Below are 18,676 nucleotides of genomic sequence, written 5' to 3'. Positions count from 1 at the left end.
AAAATAAATAAAAATATGGATAAATATAATAATGAATGAAAATAATAAAAAAAATATAGAAACATTTGATGAACTCAGTAGTTTAAGTGATTACTCTTTTATAGAAAATCTAAATAGTGACCCTGATGCAAAATACAATGGTGATAATAAATTTCCAAGAGAAGTTTTTAGCGGACATTATGTTCCTGTAAGTCCAACTGCTATAAAAGATCCAATATATATTTCTCATAGCAAAAACTTTTTTAAAGAGTTAGGCTTTAGTGAAACTCTAATAAACTCTGATGATTTTATCAAACTATTTTCAGGAGATATGGAAAATATTTCTAATTTAAAGCAAAATATAGGTTGGGCAACTGGATATGCACTATCTATTTACGGTACAGAATATTATGCTCAATGTCCTTTTCAAACAGGAAATGGATATGGTGATGGTAGAGCTATTTCAGTTTTTGAAGCAGTTATAAATGGTAAAAGATGGGAGTTTCAACTAAAAGGTGCAGGAAGAACGCCATATTGCAGAGGTGCTGATGGAAGAGCAGTTTTAAGGTCAAGTATAAGAGAATTTTTAGCTCAAGAACATATGCACTCACTTGGAATTGCTACTTCAAGGTCTTTAACTTTGTTTACATCTAAAAAAGAGCAAGTAACTAGACCTTGGTTTAAAGATAATTCATATTCAACAGAGCCTGAAGTTATGATTGAAGAAGATGTTGCTATTACTACACGAGTTGCATCTTCATTTTTGCGTGTTGGACAAATAGAACTTTTTGGAAGACGAGCTAGAAAAAATGAACATGAAAATGCTTTAAAAGAGTTAGAAATGATTGTTTTACACTTGATTGATAGAGAATATAGTGAAGTAATCAATCAAGATTTGAGTTTAGAAGAAAAGATAATATTACTAGCAAATGAGTTTCAAAATCGTCTTACTTCATTAGTAGCTAACTGGATAAGAGTTGGATATTGTCAAGGAAATTTCAACAGTGATAACTGTGCAGTTGGTGGTTTTACACTTGATTATGGACCATTTGGATTTATAGAAATGTTTGACCCAAAATATCAATCTTGGACTGGTGGAGGAATGCATTTTTCATTTTTCAATCAACCAGTTGCAGCACAAAAAAACTTTAAATCATTTTGTAGTGCTTTAAAACCTCTACTTAGTTCAAATAAAGAAGCTTTAGAAGAACTTGAAAAGATAGAAAATAATTTTAGTAAAGTTATGCAAGAAAAGATGGAAAATATGTGGGCTAAAAAACTAGGAATTGAAAAGTTTGATGTTGAGTTGTTTGAAAATCTTATAAATCTTATGATAGATACTAAAGTTGACTATACAATATTTTTTAGAGAATTATCAAATATCCCTGATGATATGAGTAGTCTTGAAAAAAGTTTTTATGGAAATTTGAAAGATGAAAATATCAAATTAAGATGGAATAGTTGGCTTGAAAATTGGAAATTACAAATAAATGTAAATGATGAAGAATCTAAGCAAAAACTTTCAAAGCAAATGAAACTAACTAATCCAAGATATACTTTAAGAGAGTGGCATCTAGTTTGGGCTTATCAAGAAGCACAAAATGGAAATTATCTACCAGTAAATGAACTGCAAGAGATAATGACAAAACCATACGAAGAACAAACAAAAGAGATAGAAGAGAAATACTATACAAAAAAACCAACAGATTTTTTTGGAATAGCTGGTATATCGCATGTGAGTTGTTCATCGTAGAAGAGATTAAATTATAAAATCAAGTAGTGGTAATGAAAAATTAATACTTTTTCATTGCCCATTTTTGATAGCATTTTTTATAATTTCTGCTACATTTTCAAAAGTAATATTTTTTTCTTTACAATATTTTGATTGAAGCCAAATTGAAAGTTGCTTTTGTCCTTTACTTGCATTACAACCACAACAACACAAAGCGATATTTTCTCGTGTTATAATTTTTGCATCATTAATTATATGTTCCCAACTTGCAGCAGTTTTTTTTGAAACTTTTGTAGAAGTAAATTTTACACTACAATAAACACAAATTATATCTCTTTGTCGTACTTCTTCCTCTAACCATAAAGGAATATTCCAATTATTTGCCATAATATTAATCTTTATATAAAATTTATTTAATTCTACAAGAAAGAATCTTAATACAAAAAATAAAAAGTTAGATTATCAAGGTAGAATAAAAATTTACGAAAGGAGCTTACTCAGTCATAAGTGACTGAGTAAATTTTGAGTACAACAATTAGATTTGAAAAAGATAATCTTTTTCTATTATTCCCACTCAATAGTTGCTGGTGGTTTTGATGAAATATCATAAACTACTCTATTGATTCCATCAACTTCATTGATAATTCTTCTTGAGATAGTTTCAAGTATTTCATGTGGAATATGTGCAAAAGTTGCTGTCATACCATCTGTTGCATCTACTATTCTTACACAAACTGTATTATCATAAGTTCTATTATCACCCATAACACCAACAGATTTTACATTTAATAAAACTGTAAATGCTTGCCAAGTTTTTTCATAGTAACCAGTTGAGTGTAAAACATCGAGTAAAATAACATCAGCTTTTCTAAGAAGTTCTAAATCAGGTTTATTTACATCTCCCATAACTCTTATTGCAAGTCCAGGACCAGGAAATGGATGTCTGTTTATCATATTTTTTGGAAGTCCAAGTTCTAATCCTAAAGCTCTAACTTCATCTTTAAAAATCTCTCTTAAAGGTTCAATTAGTTCAAACTTCATCCAATCAGGAAGTCCACCAACATTGTGGTGAGATTTGATAGTTTTACTTGGACCTTTAACTGAAACTGATTCAATAACATCTGTATATAAAGTTCCTTGTGCTAAAAACTCAATTCCAGAGTGTTTTTTAGATTCTACATCAAATACTTCTATAAATGTTTCACCTATAATTTTTCTTTTTTTCTCTGGGTCTGTAACGCCAGCAAGTTTTGATAAGAAAGTTTCACTGGCATCAACAGTTATTAAATCTATTCCTCTTGATTTAAAGATAGTTTCAACTTGTTCTCTTTCATTTGCTCTTAAAAGACCGTTATCAACAAATACTGGGATTACTTGATTTCCAATAGCCTCAGATAAAAGTGTTGCAACAACTGAACTATCAACTCCTCCTGAAACTGCACATAAAACTTTTTTATTTCCAACTTTATCTTGGATTTGTTTTATTTGCTCTTTTGCAAAACTTCCCATATTCCATGTACTTTCACAACCACAAATATGTTTTGCAAAGTTTTTAAGAAGTTTGCTTCCTTCTTGTGAATGATAAACTTCAGGATGAAATTGGAATGCATAAATATTTCTATTTGTATCAGCTATAGCTGCATATGGAGAGTTTTCACTTGTTGCTATTTTTTCAAAACCTTGAGGAATTGATTCAACTCTATCTCCGTGGCTCATCCAAACAATTTGTCCATTAGGAGTATCTTTAAATATTGGGTTTTCTTCTACAAAATCTAATTTAGCTTTTCCATATTCGTGGCTTGATGCTGGAATTACACTTCCACCAAAGTGTTGAGCAATTAGTTGCATTCCATAACAAATTCCCAAAATTGGTAAACCTAAATCAAAAATTGTAGTATCAGGATGATAAGAATCAACAGCATAAACAGATGCAGGTCCACCTGAAAGGATAATTCCTTTTGGAGTTCTTGCCATAATCTCACCAATTGGTTCGCTATAAGGAACTATTTCAGAATAAACTCCACTTTCTCTTAGTTTTCTAGCAATAATTTGTGTGTATTGACTACCAAAATCTAACACTACTATTGGTACATGTTTCATATAAATTTAACCTTTCTTTTACACTTTTTAATGGTGCATTTTATCTAAAAACTCTTTTTAATCTTCTTTTATAAAATGTGCACCTAATGATTTTTCTCTTTTTAATGCAGATTTTAAAACCTCTTTTGCACATAAAAGTCTTAAATATACAAGCCTTCCAATATCTTTTTTTAAAAATTCATCAATTTGCTCTAAAGCTTTTTTTAATTCAGATTTTTCTCGTACAATTCCAGCACTGTTCCACATAACTCTTCTTAAACCATCTTTAATCTCTTTATCAATTTCAGTAGTTCTTGTATAGTTTAAAATCTCTTTATCATAATTTTTTATATCTATTTTAAAGTTGTTTTCTAAAGATGTTTCAACTGCAATTTTTGAAAAAACCAAGCCTTCTAAAAGTGAATTTGAAGCTAGTCTATTTGCTCCATGAACTCCTGTACAAGCAACTTCACCTATTGCATAAAGATTCTTAAAACCTTTTACTAATCCATTTTGTTCTGTTTGTATTCCACCCATAGCATAGTGAAATGCTGGACTTATAGGAACATTTTCAAAAGGCAAATCGTATCCTAAATCTTTTATATTTTCATAAATATTTGGAAATCTTTGTTTAAAAGCTTTTTTCTCAAAATTTTCAAAAGATAAATATACTTGTAAACCAGTTTTTTTATGATAATCAAATATCGAACGGCTTACAATATCTCTAGGAGCAAGTTCTCCATCTTTATGATAATCAAATAAAAATCTTTTATTGTTTTCATCAACTATAAAAGCACCTTCACCTCTTAAAGCCTCACTTAAAAGTGGTTTTCTAGCAAATGTTGTACCCTTTAAAACTGTTGGGTGAAATTGTGTCATCTCCATATCTTTCAATGGAAGATTTTTAAGTACAGCTAAGCCTTGCATTTCACCTGCATTTGCAGTTGAATTTGTGTGATATTTATAAATTGAACCAAATCCACCACTTGCAATTATGATATTATGTGCAAATAGTGCTTTTTGTTCATTTTTTATAAAGTATTGAACTCCATAGCAAATATTATCTTTTATCAATAAATCACAAGCAACAGCAGAAGTTATAATTTCATGAGGGCAATGTTCAAGTAAAAAAAGATGTATTTCTCTTCCTGTTGCATCTCCACAAGAGTGTAATATTCTATTTCTGCTATGAGCTGCTTCTTTTGTGTATGCTAAAGAACCATCTTTGTTCAAATCAAATTTCATACCAGCATTTATAAGCTCTTTTATTGCTGGAATTGATGTACGACTTAAAAGTTCAACAGCACTTTTGTCATTGTAGTTTGCACCAGCTTCGAGTGTATCTTTTATATGTAGAGGTATATCATTTTCATCAACAGCACTAGCTATTCCACCTTGTGCCCAAAATGTATTTGAATTCCAAGTGGACATTTTGCAAAGAATTAATACTCTTTTGTCTTTTGGTATTAATCTTGCAGCATTTAAACCAGCAATTCCAGCTCCTATTATAATATAGTCATAAATCATTGTTGTTTTGTTTCTTGTTTATCATTTGGAGAATAAACTGGATCAGCTTTATACCCGCAACCATTAAAACTAAATAAAACACCTGCTATAATAAGCGAATGAAAAAAATTAATGAAATACTTACTCATATCCAAAATACTCCTAGTTTTGATAAAATTAACACCTTTTTAGAAATAAAAAGATTTGTAAATATACTACCTTTAAAATTAAAAAGTGGAATAAAATTTGCATATTTAAAAAACGATACCTTAGTTTTTGTACTAATTCATCAAATATATAAAGTTGAGTTTGAGTATGCAAAAAACGATATTTTGGCTTTAATAAAGAGTTCAAATTTTAAAAATATTACTAAACTATCTTTTTTTGTATCAAACAGTGTAGAAAGAGTTAAAAAAGGAACTGAAGAAAGTGTTGAAAAATATGATGAAAGAGCTTATGGAATATTTGAAAATAGGGTAAAAGATGAAAAACTTTTTAAAAAATTTGAAGATATCAGAGCAATTATAAAAGGCTCTTAAATATTTTTTCTATTTCTTTATAGTTTGGAGAGTATTTTTCTACTAAATTCCAAAAATCTTTTGAGTGATTTTTATGTTTAATATGTGCAAGTTCGTGAACAACTATATATTCAGCTATGAAAAGAGGATATTTCATAAGTAATATATTAAAATTTAATTCATTTTTGTAGTTACAAGAACCCCATGTTCTTTTATTTTTTCTATAAGATATTTTTGTAGGATATAATTTCATAAGATTTGAGTATTTTTCAACCAAATCTGGAATATATTTTTTTATCTCATTTTTATAAAAATTATCAAGATTTTTAATATTAAATTCACTTATATTTTCTTTTCTTCCAAATAATAAAAACTCATCTTCATTTAAAGCTTTTTCTTTAACTTTTTGTATATTCTCTTCTAGCCATTTTTTTCTATTTTGTATCAATATTTTTGCATCATTTATAGTAAAATATCTATTTGCTCTAATTTGTATAAGATTTTGTTTTAAAATTCTTAAGTAACAGTGCTTTATGTTTTTTCTGTTTTCTAGCTCAACTTTTATGATTGTGTTATTTAACTCTATTTCAAAATTCAATCAAAACCTTTAAGTAAATATTCGATAAAATCCACGGATTATACCACAAGTATAATGATAATAAAATTCTAGGAAAACTATTATGAAAATTGCAAATAGAATGGAGAAACTATCTCCTTCACTTACTTTGTCAATAACAGCTTTAGCAAATGAACTAAAAGCACAAGGTAAAGATATATTAAGTTTTAGTGCAGGTGAACCTGATTTTGATACGCCAAAAGTTGTAAAAGATGCAGCTATTAAGGCAATAAATGAAGGAAAAACAAAATATACCGCTGTTGAGGGTATAAAACCTACTAAACAAGCAATTATTAATAAGTTGAAAAAAGACCATGATTTGGATTATAAGCTAGATGGGATTGTTATAAGTAATGGAGCAAAACATTCACTTTTTAATCTTTGTCAAGCTTTAATTGATGATGGTGATGAGGTTATAATACCTTCTCCATATTGGGTTACTTATCCAGAATTAGTTATTTATAGTGGTGGAAAACCTATTTTTATAGAAACAGATGAAGCAACAGAATTTAAAATAACAGCAAAACAGTTAAAAGATGCAATTACACCAAAAACAAAAATTTTGATGTTGAACTCTCCATCAAATCCAACTGGTTCAATTTATTCAAAAGAAGAGTTATTGGAAATAGGGGAAGTTTTAAAAGGTACTGATATTGTAGTTTTATCTGATGAGATGTATGAAAAACTTATCTATAAAGGTAAAAAATTTACAGCAACGGCTTCTGTGAGTCCTGATATGTACAATAGAACTGTAACAATAAATGGTTTGAGTAAAGCAGTAGCTATGACTGGATGGAGATTTGGTTATGTTGCTTGTCCTGATTCAAAACTTGCAAAAGCTATGTCAAAACTTCAAGGACAAGCAACTTCAAATATCAATTCTATAACTCAATATGCAGCAATACCAGCTTTAGAAGGTGAAGCCAATAAAGATATTGAGATGATGAGAGTTGAATTTGAAAAAAGAAAAGATTATGCAGTAAAAACTATAAATGAGATAAAAAATCTATCTTGTTATGACCCTGATGGTGCTTTTTATCTATTTATAAATATTAAAAAATTTAGCAATGACTCTATGAAATTTTGTGCTGATTTAATGGAACAAACTGGTGTTGCACTTGTTCCAGGACTTGCTTTTGGTATGGAAGGATATGTAAGATTGTCTTTTGCTACAAGCATGGAAGCAATTGTAGATGGAATAAATAGAATTAAAGAGTTTGTAGAAAAATAATTTTATGAACTTACAGCTTTATTGTGTTATTATTTTTTAATAACACAATAAGGAAATTTCTTATGAACTACATTAAAGTACTGGGAAGTAGTGGTAGTAAATCTAAAACTAGCGGTACAACTTCTTTTCAAATATCAAAAAATATCGTTATCGATGCTGGAAATATTATAAATATTTTGGGTGATAAATCAGCATTAATAAATGATATATTTTTAACTCATTCTCATTCAGATCATATTGTAGATTTACCTTTTTTAATAGATGGTTATTTTGAAAGAAGAAAAGAAACACTTACTATTTATGCTTCAAAGCAAACTATTGAAATTTTAAAAGAGAATGTTTTTAATGGTAAAATTTGGCCAGATTTTTCACAAATAAATTTAATAGGAAGTGATAAAAAGTCTCTAGCTTTTAAAGAAATATATGAAAATGAAGAAATAATAATAGATAATTATTCAATCAAAGTTATAGGTGCTTTACACATAGAAGGTTCATTTGGATTTGTTATAACAAAAAATCAAGAAGAATCTTATATCATAAGTGGTGATACATATATAAATGATAAAATAGTTGAAGAAATAAATAAAAATGATAAGATAAAATTACTATTTATTGAATGTTCTTTTCCAAATAAATTAGAAAAATTAGCCTTTGATAGTAAACATCTAACTCCAAAAACACTAAAGATGATGATAGATAAGTTAAATAGAGATATACAAGTATTTATTTATCATATTAAACATATTTACTTAGATGAGATGAGAACACAGTTAGACGAAATTAAAGTATTTAATAATGGTGGTAAGATACTTGAAGATGGAGATATTATTCATATCAATAGTGGAAAAGTAGATTACGAATTACTTGATCATAAAATATTTGAAAGAATAATGGATATAAACTTACAGTTATCAAGTCAATTAGATAAAGATAAGTTGTATGAGATGATTTTAACTTTAACAAGAGAATTAACTCATAGTGATGGAGGAACTTTATATATAAAATCTGATGATAAAAAATATTTAGATTTTAAAATAGTTCAAAATGATAGTTTAAATATATATTTGGGAGGAAAAGAAAAAATCTCTTGGAACTCTTTACCATTATATTTAGAAAATGGTGAAGAAAATAAATCTATGGTTGCAGTTGTTTCTGCCTTGGAAAATAGAATTATTAACATTCCAGATGTTTATGAGTGTGAAAACTATAATTTTGAAGGAACAAAAAGTTTTGATAAATCAACTGGCTATTGTTCAAAATCGATGTTGGTTATCCCTTTAATAAATCATGAAAAAGATGTAATAGGAGTAATTCAACTAATAAATAAAAATATAAGTCGTATAGAAACAGTATCTTATAATGAATATGATGAAAAAATTATAAAAGCTTTATCTTCTCAAGCAGCTATGGCTTTAACAAATAGTCAATTAATACTTAGTTTAGAGAAGTTTTTAGAATCTTTTGTCTCTACAATAGCAAGTGCAATAGATGCAAAATCAAAACATACTTTAAATCATATTACAAAAATGTCAAGATTAGCACCATTAATTGCTCAATCAATCTCTCAAGATGAAACTATTTATAAAGATATAAAGTACTCAAAAAATAATTTAAAAGAGATAGAATTAGCAGCAAAACTTCATGATATTGGAAAAATTTCAATGCCAGAGTGGATTATAGATAAAGCTACAAAACTACAACATATGGTTGATGGAATAGAAATAATAAAAGAGAAAGTGGAAATTCTAAAAAGAGATTTTGAAATAGAGTATTTGAAAAATATTATTACACAAGAGGAATATAAAACTAAAATATCTAATTTAGAAGATGATTTTAGATTTATTGAGAAAGCAAATATTGGCTCAGAATTTATGAAAAAAGAAGATATTGAAAGAATTGAAAGAATATCTAATTATAAATATTATAAAAATGGTAACTTAACTTCTTTAATAGATGATAGAGAAAAATATAATTTATCTATTCAAAAAGGTACTTTAACGAATGAAGAAAAAGATAAGATGAATTCTCATGCACAATTATCTTACGATATGTTATCAGTTCTACCTTTCCCTAAAAAATATGAAAATGTAATGCATATAGCAGTAAATCATCATGAAAAACTAAATGGAAAAGGTTATCCAAGAGGACTAAGTGAAAAAGATTTAGTTTTAGAAGATAGAATTATGATTTTGGCAGATATTTTTGAAGCCTTAACATCAAATGATAGACCATACAAACAAACAAAAAAACTTTCAGAAGTATTTAAAATATTAGATTTTATGGTAAGGGATGGAGAAATTGATGGAAATTTATTGGAGTTTTTTAAAAACAGTGATGCTTTAAAAGAGTACTGCAAAGTTGAACTTTTGCCAGAGCAGTTAGATGTTTAAAAGAAATATTAAAAAATCTTTCATCTACACTTCTTTATCTATTTTTATATCTATTTTTCTAACTTTTATTTATATATATTTCCCAAATTTATTGGATTCTTTTGATAATAGAATAAGAGATTCATATTTTTTATTTAGAGGAGAGATACCTACAAGTCAAAATGTTATAATAGTAGATATAGATGAAGCTTCGATAAAGAATTTTGGGCAATGGCCTTGGAGTAGAGATAAACTATCAAAAATTATTGAAAATTTAACATTAGCAAATGTTGCTGTTGTTGGAATGGATATTGTTTTTGCAGAAGAGGATAGAACTTCACCAAAACAGATAGCTAAGAAATTAAATATTAAAGGTAATTTAGAAGATTATGATTTAGAATTTGCAACAATTATTGAAAATTCTCCAGTAATTTTAGGATATAGTTTTGATTTATCAAATGATAATAGCAGTAAAGAAACTCCATCTATTCCAGCAGTTTTTGTTGAGAAGAATAAACAAAATAATCAAAACTTTATGATAGAAGCTAAAGGAACAGTTTTAAATCTTCCAATTTTACAAAATAGTTCATATTCTAGTGGTTTTTTTAATATTATTCCAGATGAAAGTGGAATTATACGAAGTGTTCCACTTTTTATCTCTTTTGATGATATTTTATATCCATCTTTAGCATTAGAGATGATTAGAGTTTTAAATGATACTCAAAGAGTTTTTATAAACTATGATGAAACTGGTATTTCAAATATTGTCATTGATGATATTATAATTCCTACTGATAGATTTGGAAGAATGTTTATAAATTATCGTGGAGCAGAAAAAAGTTTCAAATATATTAGTGCAAAAGATGTATATGAAAATAATTTTCAAATTGAAGATGTTAAAGAAAAAATAGTACTTTTTGGTACAAGTGCTGCTGGATTGTTTGATTTAAGAGCTACTCCATTTGATTCTGTTTTCCCCGGTGTTGAAGTACATGCAAATATTATAGATAATATTTTGGATGGTGATTTTATACACAAAGCTTCATATTTAGATGGTTTAAATATTATTATTATATCTTTATTGTCTTTTATTGTTGTTATATTAATAACTTATAGCCATTTTTATTTAAAGCCTATTATTTTTTTTATTTTTATATTATCTTTTATTATATTGAGTTATAAGCTTCTTTTTGATTTTGGAGTTATTCTGAATATAGTTTTTCCTCTTTTAACAATAGTTTTAGCTTCTGTTTTATCTTTAATTTTTGACTATTTCTATAATATTAGAAGTGAAAAAGCTATAAAAGTAAAATTTGCTTCAAAAGTTTCAAAAAATGTTATGGATGATATTTTGAAAAATATAGATAAAGATGAATTTAGTGCAAAGAGCAAAGAAGTAACTATATTTTTTAGTGATATTAGAGGATTTACAAATATTTCAGAAAAACTTGATGCAAAAGAGCTAATAAGTTTTTTAAATAGATATATGGAACCTATGAGTGAGATTATTATTAAATATCAAGGAACTATTGATAAATTTATTGGTGATGCGATTATGGCTTATTGGAATGCTCCAATTGATATAAAAAATCATAGTGATTTGGCTTTAAAAGCAAGTCTTGAACAACTTGAAGTATTAGAAAAATTAAATATTGAACTTGAAAAAGAAAATTTACCTAAAATAGATATTGGAATAGGTTTAAATACAGGAACTGTTATCGTTGGAGAGATGGGAAGTAGTTTAAGAAGTGATTATACAGTTATTGGAGATACAATAAATCTCGGTTCAAGAGTTGAAAGTTTATGTAAATTTTATGGTTCAAAGTTAAATATTACAAACTATACAAAAGAGAAGTTAAAAGATGATTATATATTTAGGTTTTTAGATTTAGTAAAAGTAAAAGGAAAAAATGAACCAGTTGAAATTTGGCAAGTTATAGGAAAAGGTGAAGCAAAAGAGAGTTTAAAAGAAGAGTTAAATTCTTATAATAAAGCAATAGAATTTTATAAAAATAGTGATTTTGAGACGGCTTTAGAGATATTTGAAGATTTAGAAAATGATGTAAATAAAACCAATAAAAATATTTACAAGATGTATATAGCTAGATGTAAAGAGTTTATACAAACACCACCAAAAGATTTTGATGGTGTTTATGAGCATATGACAAAAGGTTAAAAAGAGTAGTAAATATTTGATTTTACTATATATTTATCGTATTCATAGATATTCTGATTTGAGTCATTGTTTATATATCTAAAAGTTGCACCTAAAGATAAGTTTTTATTTAGAGATTGCAAAATACCTAGATCAAAAATAATTTTATCATCTCTTTTTTTGTTATTATATAAAACTTTTTCCTCTTTTTTATATCTATCTGAATATAGTTCAACTCCACTTGTAAGAATAGTTGATTCTGTAAGTGGATATAAATTTTCATATCTTATACTTGCGAAATTGTAATCTACATTCCAAGCTTCACCTTTATCTTTATTATCAGTTCCAAAAAGAATAGAAAAAGTATTCATACCAAAATTTTCAGTCAATAAAACTAAACTATTTGATAATTCATAATACATAGAGTCTCTATACCCATATTCTTGTTGTTTAAAATCTTTTTTTATAAGTTTTAATCTTGATTTATAGATAATATTTTTATCTATTTGATACTCAAAAGTAGGAGTTAAAATATAGTTAAATAAATATGTATTATCATCTAGCCAAACATAGTTATAATCAAAAGCTAAAGATAGTTTTGATTTTAAAGTATAGTATGAAAGTCCAGTTCCAAAAACTGCAAGGCTTAGGTCATTATCCTGGTCGTGATTATATTTTTGCATATATCCTACAAATTTATTATCCATAGTTAAATTATCTTTGATTTTAAAAGTATGATTTAAAGCTAAAATATACTCTGCAACATGGTCACTTCTTTTATCTGGAATAGATAAAGGTATATTTCCCCAATTTACAAAATCATCATTTGAGTTATTGTCCGTATTTGAATCATATCCATAACCAAGACTCAAAGTTGTTTTTAAAAAGTTTCTTTGAGATTTTTTATCTAAAGAGTTTAAAGTTAGTTCTATATTTTTTCTTACATTTATTGGAAGTTTATTATCTTGTAAAACTTCATTGTATAAAACTCTTGCTTGATCAAAATCTTTTATTTGAAAATAAGTTTGAGCAAGTTCTAGTTTTACTCTATTGTTATTTGGATCATTTTTTAAAATATTTTGGTATAAAACCAAAGCTTCATCAAATCTACCTATCTCATAGGCACTTCGTGCCAGAACAAAAGTTGTATCCTTATTTAATTTATTCTCTTTCACATATTTTTGAAGAAGTATATAACTATCTTGAAATATTCTATTATTGTAACTTTCAATAGCTTTAGAAAAGTGTTCATTTGAATAGTTTTGATTTGCAAAAGCTATGTTTGAAAATAATAGAGTTGATAATATAATAGATTTTTTCATTTTTGTCCTTATGGCTGTTTGTTCGCACTAAAATTAACAGATTCATAAATATTAGTTGGATCAAAATTACTAATATTCCCTTTTACACTATCCATATTGGAACCATAAAATTGTCCATAAACTCTTGTATCTCCACTCATAGACTCAAAGAACATTGTATTATCTCTACTATCTAAATTTAATGCACTACCACTATTAAAAATTTCTCCATTATATTCGTTGTTACTATGTTCAAAACTATAACTTCCATATAAAAAGTTTGTGTGCCCACCTATATCGAAATATAATTCAATAGAACCAACATTAGTTATATTCTCTCCAAAGAAACTTCCTAGATAATTTAAGGTAGTAGTAGAGCTACCATTTAGTAAATTTTGTATATATGTTAAATCTGTTAATGTACTTGCTGGATCTGATGGATTTGGATCTGATGGATTTGGATCTGATGGATTTGGATCTGATGGATTTGGATCTGATGGATTTGGATCTGATGGATTTGGATCTGATGGATTTGGATCTGATGGATTTGGATCTGATGGATCTGATGGATCTGATGGATTTGGATCTGATGGATTTGGATCTGAACTACTATTATTTTTAGAAATTTTTTCAACTATACCTTTATCTAAAGTTGCAAGATTTTTTTCATCACTAATAGAATTATTCCAATATCCCCAAGTTTCATGGCTATCTATATTTACTAAAATAGGATTATCGTTATTTGCTGGATTATTATTTAAAGCTAATGGGCTACTTTGGTCTGTATTAAAGTTTGGAGTTTGATTATTACTCAAAGAGTTTGTGTTTAATTGAGAGTCTACCTCTTCAAACTCTTTTGTATCAGTTGGCATTGATTGGCTAGGAATTTGATTTTCAAAAGTATTTATATAGTTCCCATTTGTTACCTCTCTTATTTCACCAAAAGACTCTACAAAAATTGCTCCACTTGCACAAAATACTCTAGTTTGATCTCCTAAAAACTCTGTTCCTCTAATACCAATAGAGGCATTTTTTGTTTTTAGTTTAAATTTAGATGGATTTACCTTTCCTATTTGCCCTGTTATTACATGGAATGCACCTTTTGTAACGCTAAAGTTGCTACTTGCATTTTGATTATTTGAAAATAGGTACTCTTCTACATCTAAACTTGACTCTTTTCCAATTGTAATAATAGTATTATCTATAAAGGTTATTTGAATTTTAGAGTTTACTTTTGTCTCTATTCTATCTTTTTCGTTTATTTTATCCCCAAAATTTAACTTAAATGTATCAGCTTTTCTTTGAACGTATGCCTCTCCTTCAAGTAAAGTTATAGTTCCTATATTTGCGAAAAGCATTGTTGAAAACATAAATAAAATAATAAATAATTTTTTCATTATATATTCCTAAGATAAAATTTCAAAAAAATAACATAAAAAATCTTTGTGTTAGATAAAATTATTAAATATTATTAACTTTTTATTAATTAATTTTTAGATAAAATCGCCCAAACTTAAAGAGTTTAATTTAAATTTTAGGGGTATTTGCTTGAGTATAGGTCCTATTACACTTACAAATGATATTGTTACTTTTACAAGTCTTCAACTATCTACTTTTGTTGTTATTGCTTTTGCGATATTAGTTTTATTTACAACTTTAAAAGATTCAAATCACACAGATGTTTTTCCAATACCTGTTACAAATGAGCTAAAAGGTTTAGGTATTTTAACTGTTGTTTTTGCTCACTTTGCATATATGAAAGTTACAAATAGTGAATTTTTATTTCCACTTTCTATAATTGCTGGAGTTGGGGTTGATCTGTTTTTATTTATGTCAGGATTTGGTTTAACTGTTGGAATACTAAAAAAACCGATGAAAGTTGCTGATTTCTATAAAAAAAGAGTTATAAAAATATTTATTCCATTTTGGATAGCTTTGATTATAATGTTTATAGCCGATGCTGTATTTATGGATAAAACTTACTCTATTGGATATATGATAAAATCGATGTTAGGTTTTTTCCCAACAGCAGATGGATTTGGTGATGTAAACTCTCCATTTTGGTATATTACATGGATGATAATGTTTTATCTGTTATTTCCTTTAGTATTTTTCAAAAATAAACCTTGGCTAACTGCAATTATACTAGCTGTTATTGCTACAATTATTGGTACATTTAATATTTTTGATTTAGGAAGTAATTGGCTTCATAGACTTCACACAGTAGCATTTTCTTTAGGGATTATTGCAGCTTGGTTGGTTCAAATAAAAGATGGTCAAGAAAACAAATTTGTTAGTTATGTAAAAAACTTTAGAGATAATTCAAAAGATATGAAATACATTGTTATGGCTATTATGTTTGTTATAGTTTTTTATGTATCTCAAAGAACTGGAGCAAACTCTTGGCCAACTTTAAAAGATATTTTAGGGCAAGGTTTCTTTGTAGAGCAAGTTATGTCAATTGTTATAATGTTGGCATTTATTGTGATATTTGTACTTAAAAAAGTTGAAAGTAAATTTTTAACTATTTATGGAGTTTACTCTTACGAAGTTTACTTAATCCACTGGCCACTTATGGCAAAATATGATATTTTCTTTGTTTATTTACCTGCTTGGGCTGCTGTTATTGCATGGCTTATAGCATTTATTTTAGTAAGTATGTTGTTACAAAGACTTGTAACTCCTGTTAGTAAATTTGTAGATAAACTAGCAAAATAATATTAGGGCTTTTGCCCTAATTACTCTATAAAAATTCCAAAATCTTCTGGAATATCTATATCAAAATCTTCAAATATTTTTGCAAAGTACAAATAACCAAAATCTTGTTTGATATGTGAAGAGTCTATAAAATTTTCTTCATCTTCAGTTATGCTATTTTCATTCATAAAATCCCAATAAGGAAATATTTGAGCTATTTCATTTTTCCATCTATCAAAAATATCTAGTTTATTTTCTTCTTCTATAAGCTTTAATTGTGAAGTATGAATTGCTGTTGTAAATACTTTTAATTTAACATTATGTTGTTTACATAAATCTACCATTTTTTTGTAATAATCAAAGTTTTTTTCTCCTAAAATATTAAAATCTTTATATACTTTTTGATAGTAGTTTAGTGTTCCTTGCCACATATGTTCTTTGTTGTTATTTTTTATAACTTTTTCTTGATGATATAGAGTTATTGCACCATTTTCATAAAAAAGATTTCTATCATTGTTTGGAATAACATATTTTAAATATTTAAATATAGGTACTTCCAAATAGTGTTTTACTTGGTAAAATAGATTAAATCCATAATCAAAAATATTTTTATTAAAATCACTGCTATTCTCTTTTAAATTGTCATTAAATGTATAGAAATTAAGCCCTATAATAACAGTATTTATTTTTAAATTTTCTAGTGAGTGTTTTAAAAAATAGTATTGCTCTTCCAAAGTTGCAAATTGAAGACCAAGATTATAAACCTTGTCGTTTGTATATTTTTCTATGTCTTTTGGGTTTAAATAGTGAACTCTACTTCCACCTAAAAGAATTGTATTTGGTTGTAGTTCATTTAATTCTACATATTTTTGTGTTCTATATGCTAAAGCTGTATCTTTTCTAAGTCCTATATCAAATTTGTTATTTATTCCAACTGGGTCTATAATATATCTTATAAATACTCCAATAGAGAAAAAAATAAAAATAAAAAGTAGAGTTAAAAGTATAAATTTTTTTTGTTTTTTCATTTTTTACCTTAAAATTGGAAATATAAAAACTCTTTTGCACTTGAAAAAGTGAATAAAGAAGCTGATATTAAAATAGCCGTATATAAAGAATATTTTAAATTTGGTTTGAAATTAAGAGCTATTTCACCACTATTTTTAAATCCAAGAGCTAAAACAAGAGCTAAAACTATGTAAAAGCTTTGGAAAACTGCATCTATATGATATAACTCTTGAAATTTTAGATTTGTAATATTAAATAAAGTATAAGTTACATACCAAGCATCACTAAAATCGTTTGCTACAAATAGTGTTCTAGTGATGATTAATCCAATAAACATTAAAAACCAAGCTAGATAAAAATTCATTTCTAAATTTGCTTTTTTCATCATATGTGCAAAAACTACAAAAAGTCCATTTAAAAGTCCCCAAACTATAAAAGTCCATCCTGCACCATGCCAAAATCCAGATACAAAAAAAGTAATCATAATATTTAGATAAATAATCCAAACTACATTTTTATTTCCACCTAAACTTTTATATATATAATCACCTAAAAATCTACTCAAAGTTATATGCCATCTTCTCCAATAATCAGCGAAATTTCTAGCTTTATATGGACTATTAAAATTTTTTGGTAAATCGATATTAAACATTTTTGCTATTCCAATAGCCATATCAGCATATCCTGATAGGTCAAAATAGTATGATAAAACATAAGAAGTTGAAGCATACCAAGCTTCTATCATTGTGAGTTTTTGAGCATTATCAAAGCCATATTGGGCATAATCTGTGAGAGGGTCACCTATTAAACACTTCTTTGCAAGTCCTATTGCAAATATAAAAAGTCCTAAAGATATATTTTCCCATCTTATATAACTTCTCCATTTTAGAGCAAATTGTGGCATCATCTCTTTGTGATGAACAATTGGACCCATTAAAAGTTGTGGAAAAAATGTGATAAAAAGTGAGTAATTTAAAAAGCTAAACTCTTTTACTTCACCTTTATAATTATCAACTAAAAATGCAATTTGTTGAAAAGTAAAATAGCTGATTGCTAAAGGTAGAGCTAAATGAAGTAGGGGAGTTTGAGAGTTAAATGCCCAGTTAAAATTTTCAATGAAAAAATCAGCATATTTAAAATATCCTAAAAGTGCAACATTTCCTACAATTCCAAAAGTTAGCATAGATTTGTTTGCTTTTTTTCCTAAAGATTTCCCTATGTAAAAATTGAAAATCATACTTCCTAAAATCAAAGGAAGATATATGATATTCCACCAAGAGTAGAAAAATAAACTAGCAAATACAAGCATTGTTTTACTCAAAGTGATCAATTTTAATGAATTTAAATAAAAATATAAAATTAAAGTTAATGGTAAAAATATAAATAAAAATTCATATGAATTAAAAAGCACTGTGAAAACCTTTTTTAAATGTGAAAAAATCGTGGAAATTTATATAATAATCGTGTAATGATTGTAAAAAAATT

At 26.9% G+C, this 18,676-nt stretch carries 14 protein-coding genes; 6 read left to right on the top strand and 8 right to left on the bottom strand.

Annotated features, from left to right (window positions below):
- Positions 1-31 precede the first annotated feature (31 nt).
- On the top strand, positions 32-1,732 hold the full coding sequence (locus tag CRU91_RS05170; RefSeq protein ID WP_235826954.1) for a protein adenylyltransferase SelO: 1,701 nt from the start codon (positions 32-34) through the stop codon (positions 1,730-1,732).
- A gap of 51 nt (positions 1,733-1,783) precedes the next feature.
- Here the strand turns inward: CRU91_RS05170 and CRU91_RS05165 are convergent, their stop codons facing one another.
- The 3 genes from CRU91_RS05165 to nadB all read right to left on the bottom strand — a co-directional run bounded on the left by CRU91_RS05165 (position 1,784) and on the right by nadB (position 5,317).
- Positions 1,784-2,098, bottom strand: a complete 315-nt coding sequence (locus tag CRU91_RS05165) for an HNH endonuclease (protein WP_113894091.1) — start codon at positions 2,096-2,098, stop codon at positions 1,784-1,786.
- 177 nt (positions 2,099-2,275) lie between these two features.
- Positions 2,276-3,811, bottom strand: coding sequence for a glutamine-hydrolyzing GMP synthase (gene guaA, locus CRU91_RS05160; protein ID WP_113894089.1), 1,536 nt, complete (start codon positions 3,809-3,811; stop codon positions 2,276-2,278).
- 57 nt (positions 3,812-3,868) lie between these two features.
- Positions 3,869-5,317, bottom strand: a complete 1,449-nt coding sequence (gene nadB / locus CRU91_RS05155; RefSeq protein ID WP_113894087.1) for an L-aspartate oxidase — start codon at positions 5,315-5,317, stop codon at positions 3,869-3,871.
- A gap of 98 nt (positions 5,318-5,415) precedes the next feature.
- On the opposite strand from nadB, the gene CRU91_RS05150 reads away from it, so the two are divergent.
- Positions 5,416-5,835, top strand: a complete 420-nt coding sequence (locus CRU91_RS05150; protein ID WP_113894085.1) for a DUF721 domain-containing protein — start codon at positions 5,416-5,418, stop codon at positions 5,833-5,835.
- Here CRU91_RS05150 and CRU91_RS05145 read toward each other — a convergent pair.
- Positions 5,819-6,412: a M48 family metallopeptidase gene (locus tag CRU91_RS05145; protein ID WP_113894083.1), complete on the bottom strand. Its 594-nt coding sequence runs from the start codon at positions 6,410-6,412 to the stop codon at positions 5,819-5,821. The two genes, CRU91_RS05150 and CRU91_RS05145, sit on opposite strands and share 17 nt — an antisense overlap.
- A gap of 82 nt (positions 6,413-6,494) precedes the next feature.
- On the opposite strand from CRU91_RS05145, the gene CRU91_RS05140 reads away from it, so the two are divergent.
- From CRU91_RS05140 to CRU91_RS05130, 3 genes are all read left to right on the top strand, one after another.
- Entirely contained in the window at positions 6,495-7,661 is a 1,167-nt protein-coding gene (locus CRU91_RS05140) for a pyridoxal phosphate-dependent aminotransferase (RefSeq protein ID WP_113894081.1), read from the top strand.
- Between the two features lie 62 nt (positions 7,662-7,723).
- Positions 7,724-10,051 carry an HD domain-containing phosphohydrolase gene (locus CRU91_RS05135; protein WP_113894079.1) on the top strand — a complete coding sequence of 776 codons (2,328 nt, stop codon included), beginning with the start codon at positions 7,724-7,726 and terminating at the stop codon, positions 10,049-10,051.
- On the top strand, positions 10,044-12,206 hold the full coding sequence (locus tag CRU91_RS05130; RefSeq protein ID WP_113894077.1) for a CHASE2 domain-containing protein: 2,163 nt from the start codon (positions 10,044-10,046) through the stop codon (positions 12,204-12,206). Before CRU91_RS05135 ends, CRU91_RS05130 begins: the two co-directional genes overlap by 8 nt.
- On the opposite strand, the gene CRU91_RS05125 is transcribed toward CRU91_RS05130, so the two are convergent.
- Entirely contained in the window at positions 12,203-13,507 is a 1,305-nt protein-coding gene (locus CRU91_RS05125) for a tetratricopeptide repeat protein (RefSeq protein WP_222718404.1), read from the bottom strand. The genes CRU91_RS05130 and CRU91_RS05125 overlap by 4 nt on opposite strands.
- 8 nt (positions 13,508-13,515) lie before the next feature.
- The gene (locus tag CRU91_RS05120) at positions 13,516-14,883 is read right to left on the bottom strand and encodes a FecR family protein (protein WP_113894073.1); all 1,368 of its coding nucleotides are present in this window, start codon (positions 14,881-14,883) and stop codon (positions 13,516-13,518) included.
- Positions 14,884-15,034: 151 nt separating this feature from the next.
- On the opposite strand from CRU91_RS05120, the gene CRU91_RS05115 reads away from it, so the two are divergent.
- Positions 15,035-16,204 carry an acyltransferase family protein gene (locus CRU91_RS05115; RefSeq protein WP_235826953.1) on the top strand — a complete coding sequence of 390 codons (1,170 nt, stop codon included), beginning with the start codon at positions 15,035-15,037 and terminating at the stop codon, positions 16,202-16,204.
- A gap of 20 nt (positions 16,205-16,224) precedes the next feature.
- Here the strand turns inward: CRU91_RS05115 and CRU91_RS05110 are convergent, their stop codons facing one another.
- Together CRU91_RS05110 and CRU91_RS05105 are read right to left on the bottom strand one after the other, a co-directional pair.
- Positions 16,225-17,211, bottom strand: a complete 987-nt coding sequence (locus tag CRU91_RS05110) for a hypothetical protein (protein ID WP_113894071.1) — start codon at positions 17,209-17,211, stop codon at positions 16,225-16,227.
- Between the two features lie 8 nt (positions 17,212-17,219).
- A complete protein-coding gene (locus CRU91_RS05105) occupies positions 17,220-18,602 on the bottom strand; it encodes an MBOAT family O-acyltransferase (RefSeq protein ID WP_113894069.1) in 1,383 nt (460 codons plus the stop codon).
- Positions 18,603-18,676: the final 74 nt, after the last annotated feature.

The sequence above is a fragment of the Aliarcobacter vitoriensis genome (assembly GCF_003316695.1).
Taxonomy (GTDB): domain Bacteria; phylum Campylobacterota; class Campylobacteria; order Campylobacterales; family Arcobacteraceae; genus Aliarcobacter; species Aliarcobacter vitoriensis.
This window is presented reverse-complemented; position numbering and strand designations above follow the sequence as displayed.

Coding starts and splice junctions, on each gene's coding strand:
- guaA (WP_113894089.1), bottom strand. CDS start 3,811: ATGAAACATGTACCAATAGTAGTGTTAGATTTTGGTAGTCAATACACA.
- CRU91_RS05125 (WP_222718404.1), bottom strand. CDS start 13,507: ATGAAAAAATCTATTATATTATCAACTCTATTATTTTCAAACATAGCT.
- CRU91_RS05140 (WP_113894081.1), top strand. CDS start 6,495: ATGAAAATTGCAAATAGAATGGAGAAACTATCTCCTTCACTTACTTTG.
- CRU91_RS05110 (WP_113894071.1), bottom strand. CDS start 17,211: ATGAAAAAACAAAAAAAATTTATACTTTTAACTCTACTTTTTATTTTT.
- CRU91_RS05170 (WP_235826954.1), top strand. CDS start 32: ATGAATGAAAATAATAAAAAAAATATAGAAACATTTGATGAACTCAGT.
- CRU91_RS05135 (WP_113894079.1), top strand. CDS start 7,724: ATGAACTACATTAAAGTACTGGGAAGTAGTGGTAGTAAATCTAAAACT.
- CRU91_RS05150 (WP_113894085.1), top strand. CDS start 5,416: ATGAAAAAAATTAATGAAATACTTACTCATATCCAAAATACTCCTAGT.
- CRU91_RS05120 (WP_113894073.1), bottom strand. CDS start 14,883: ATGAAAAAATTATTTATTATTTTATTTATGTTTTCAACAATGCTTTTC.
- CRU91_RS05130 (WP_113894077.1), top strand. CDS start 10,044: ATGTTTAAAAGAAATATTAAAAAATCTTTCATCTACACTTCTTTATCT.
- nadB (WP_113894087.1), bottom strand. CDS start 5,317: ATGATTTATGACTATATTATAATAGGAGCTGGAATTGCTGGTTTAAAT.
- CRU91_RS05165 (WP_113894091.1), bottom strand. CDS start 2,098: ATGGCAAATAATTGGAATATTCCTTTATGGTTAGAGGAAGAAGTACGA.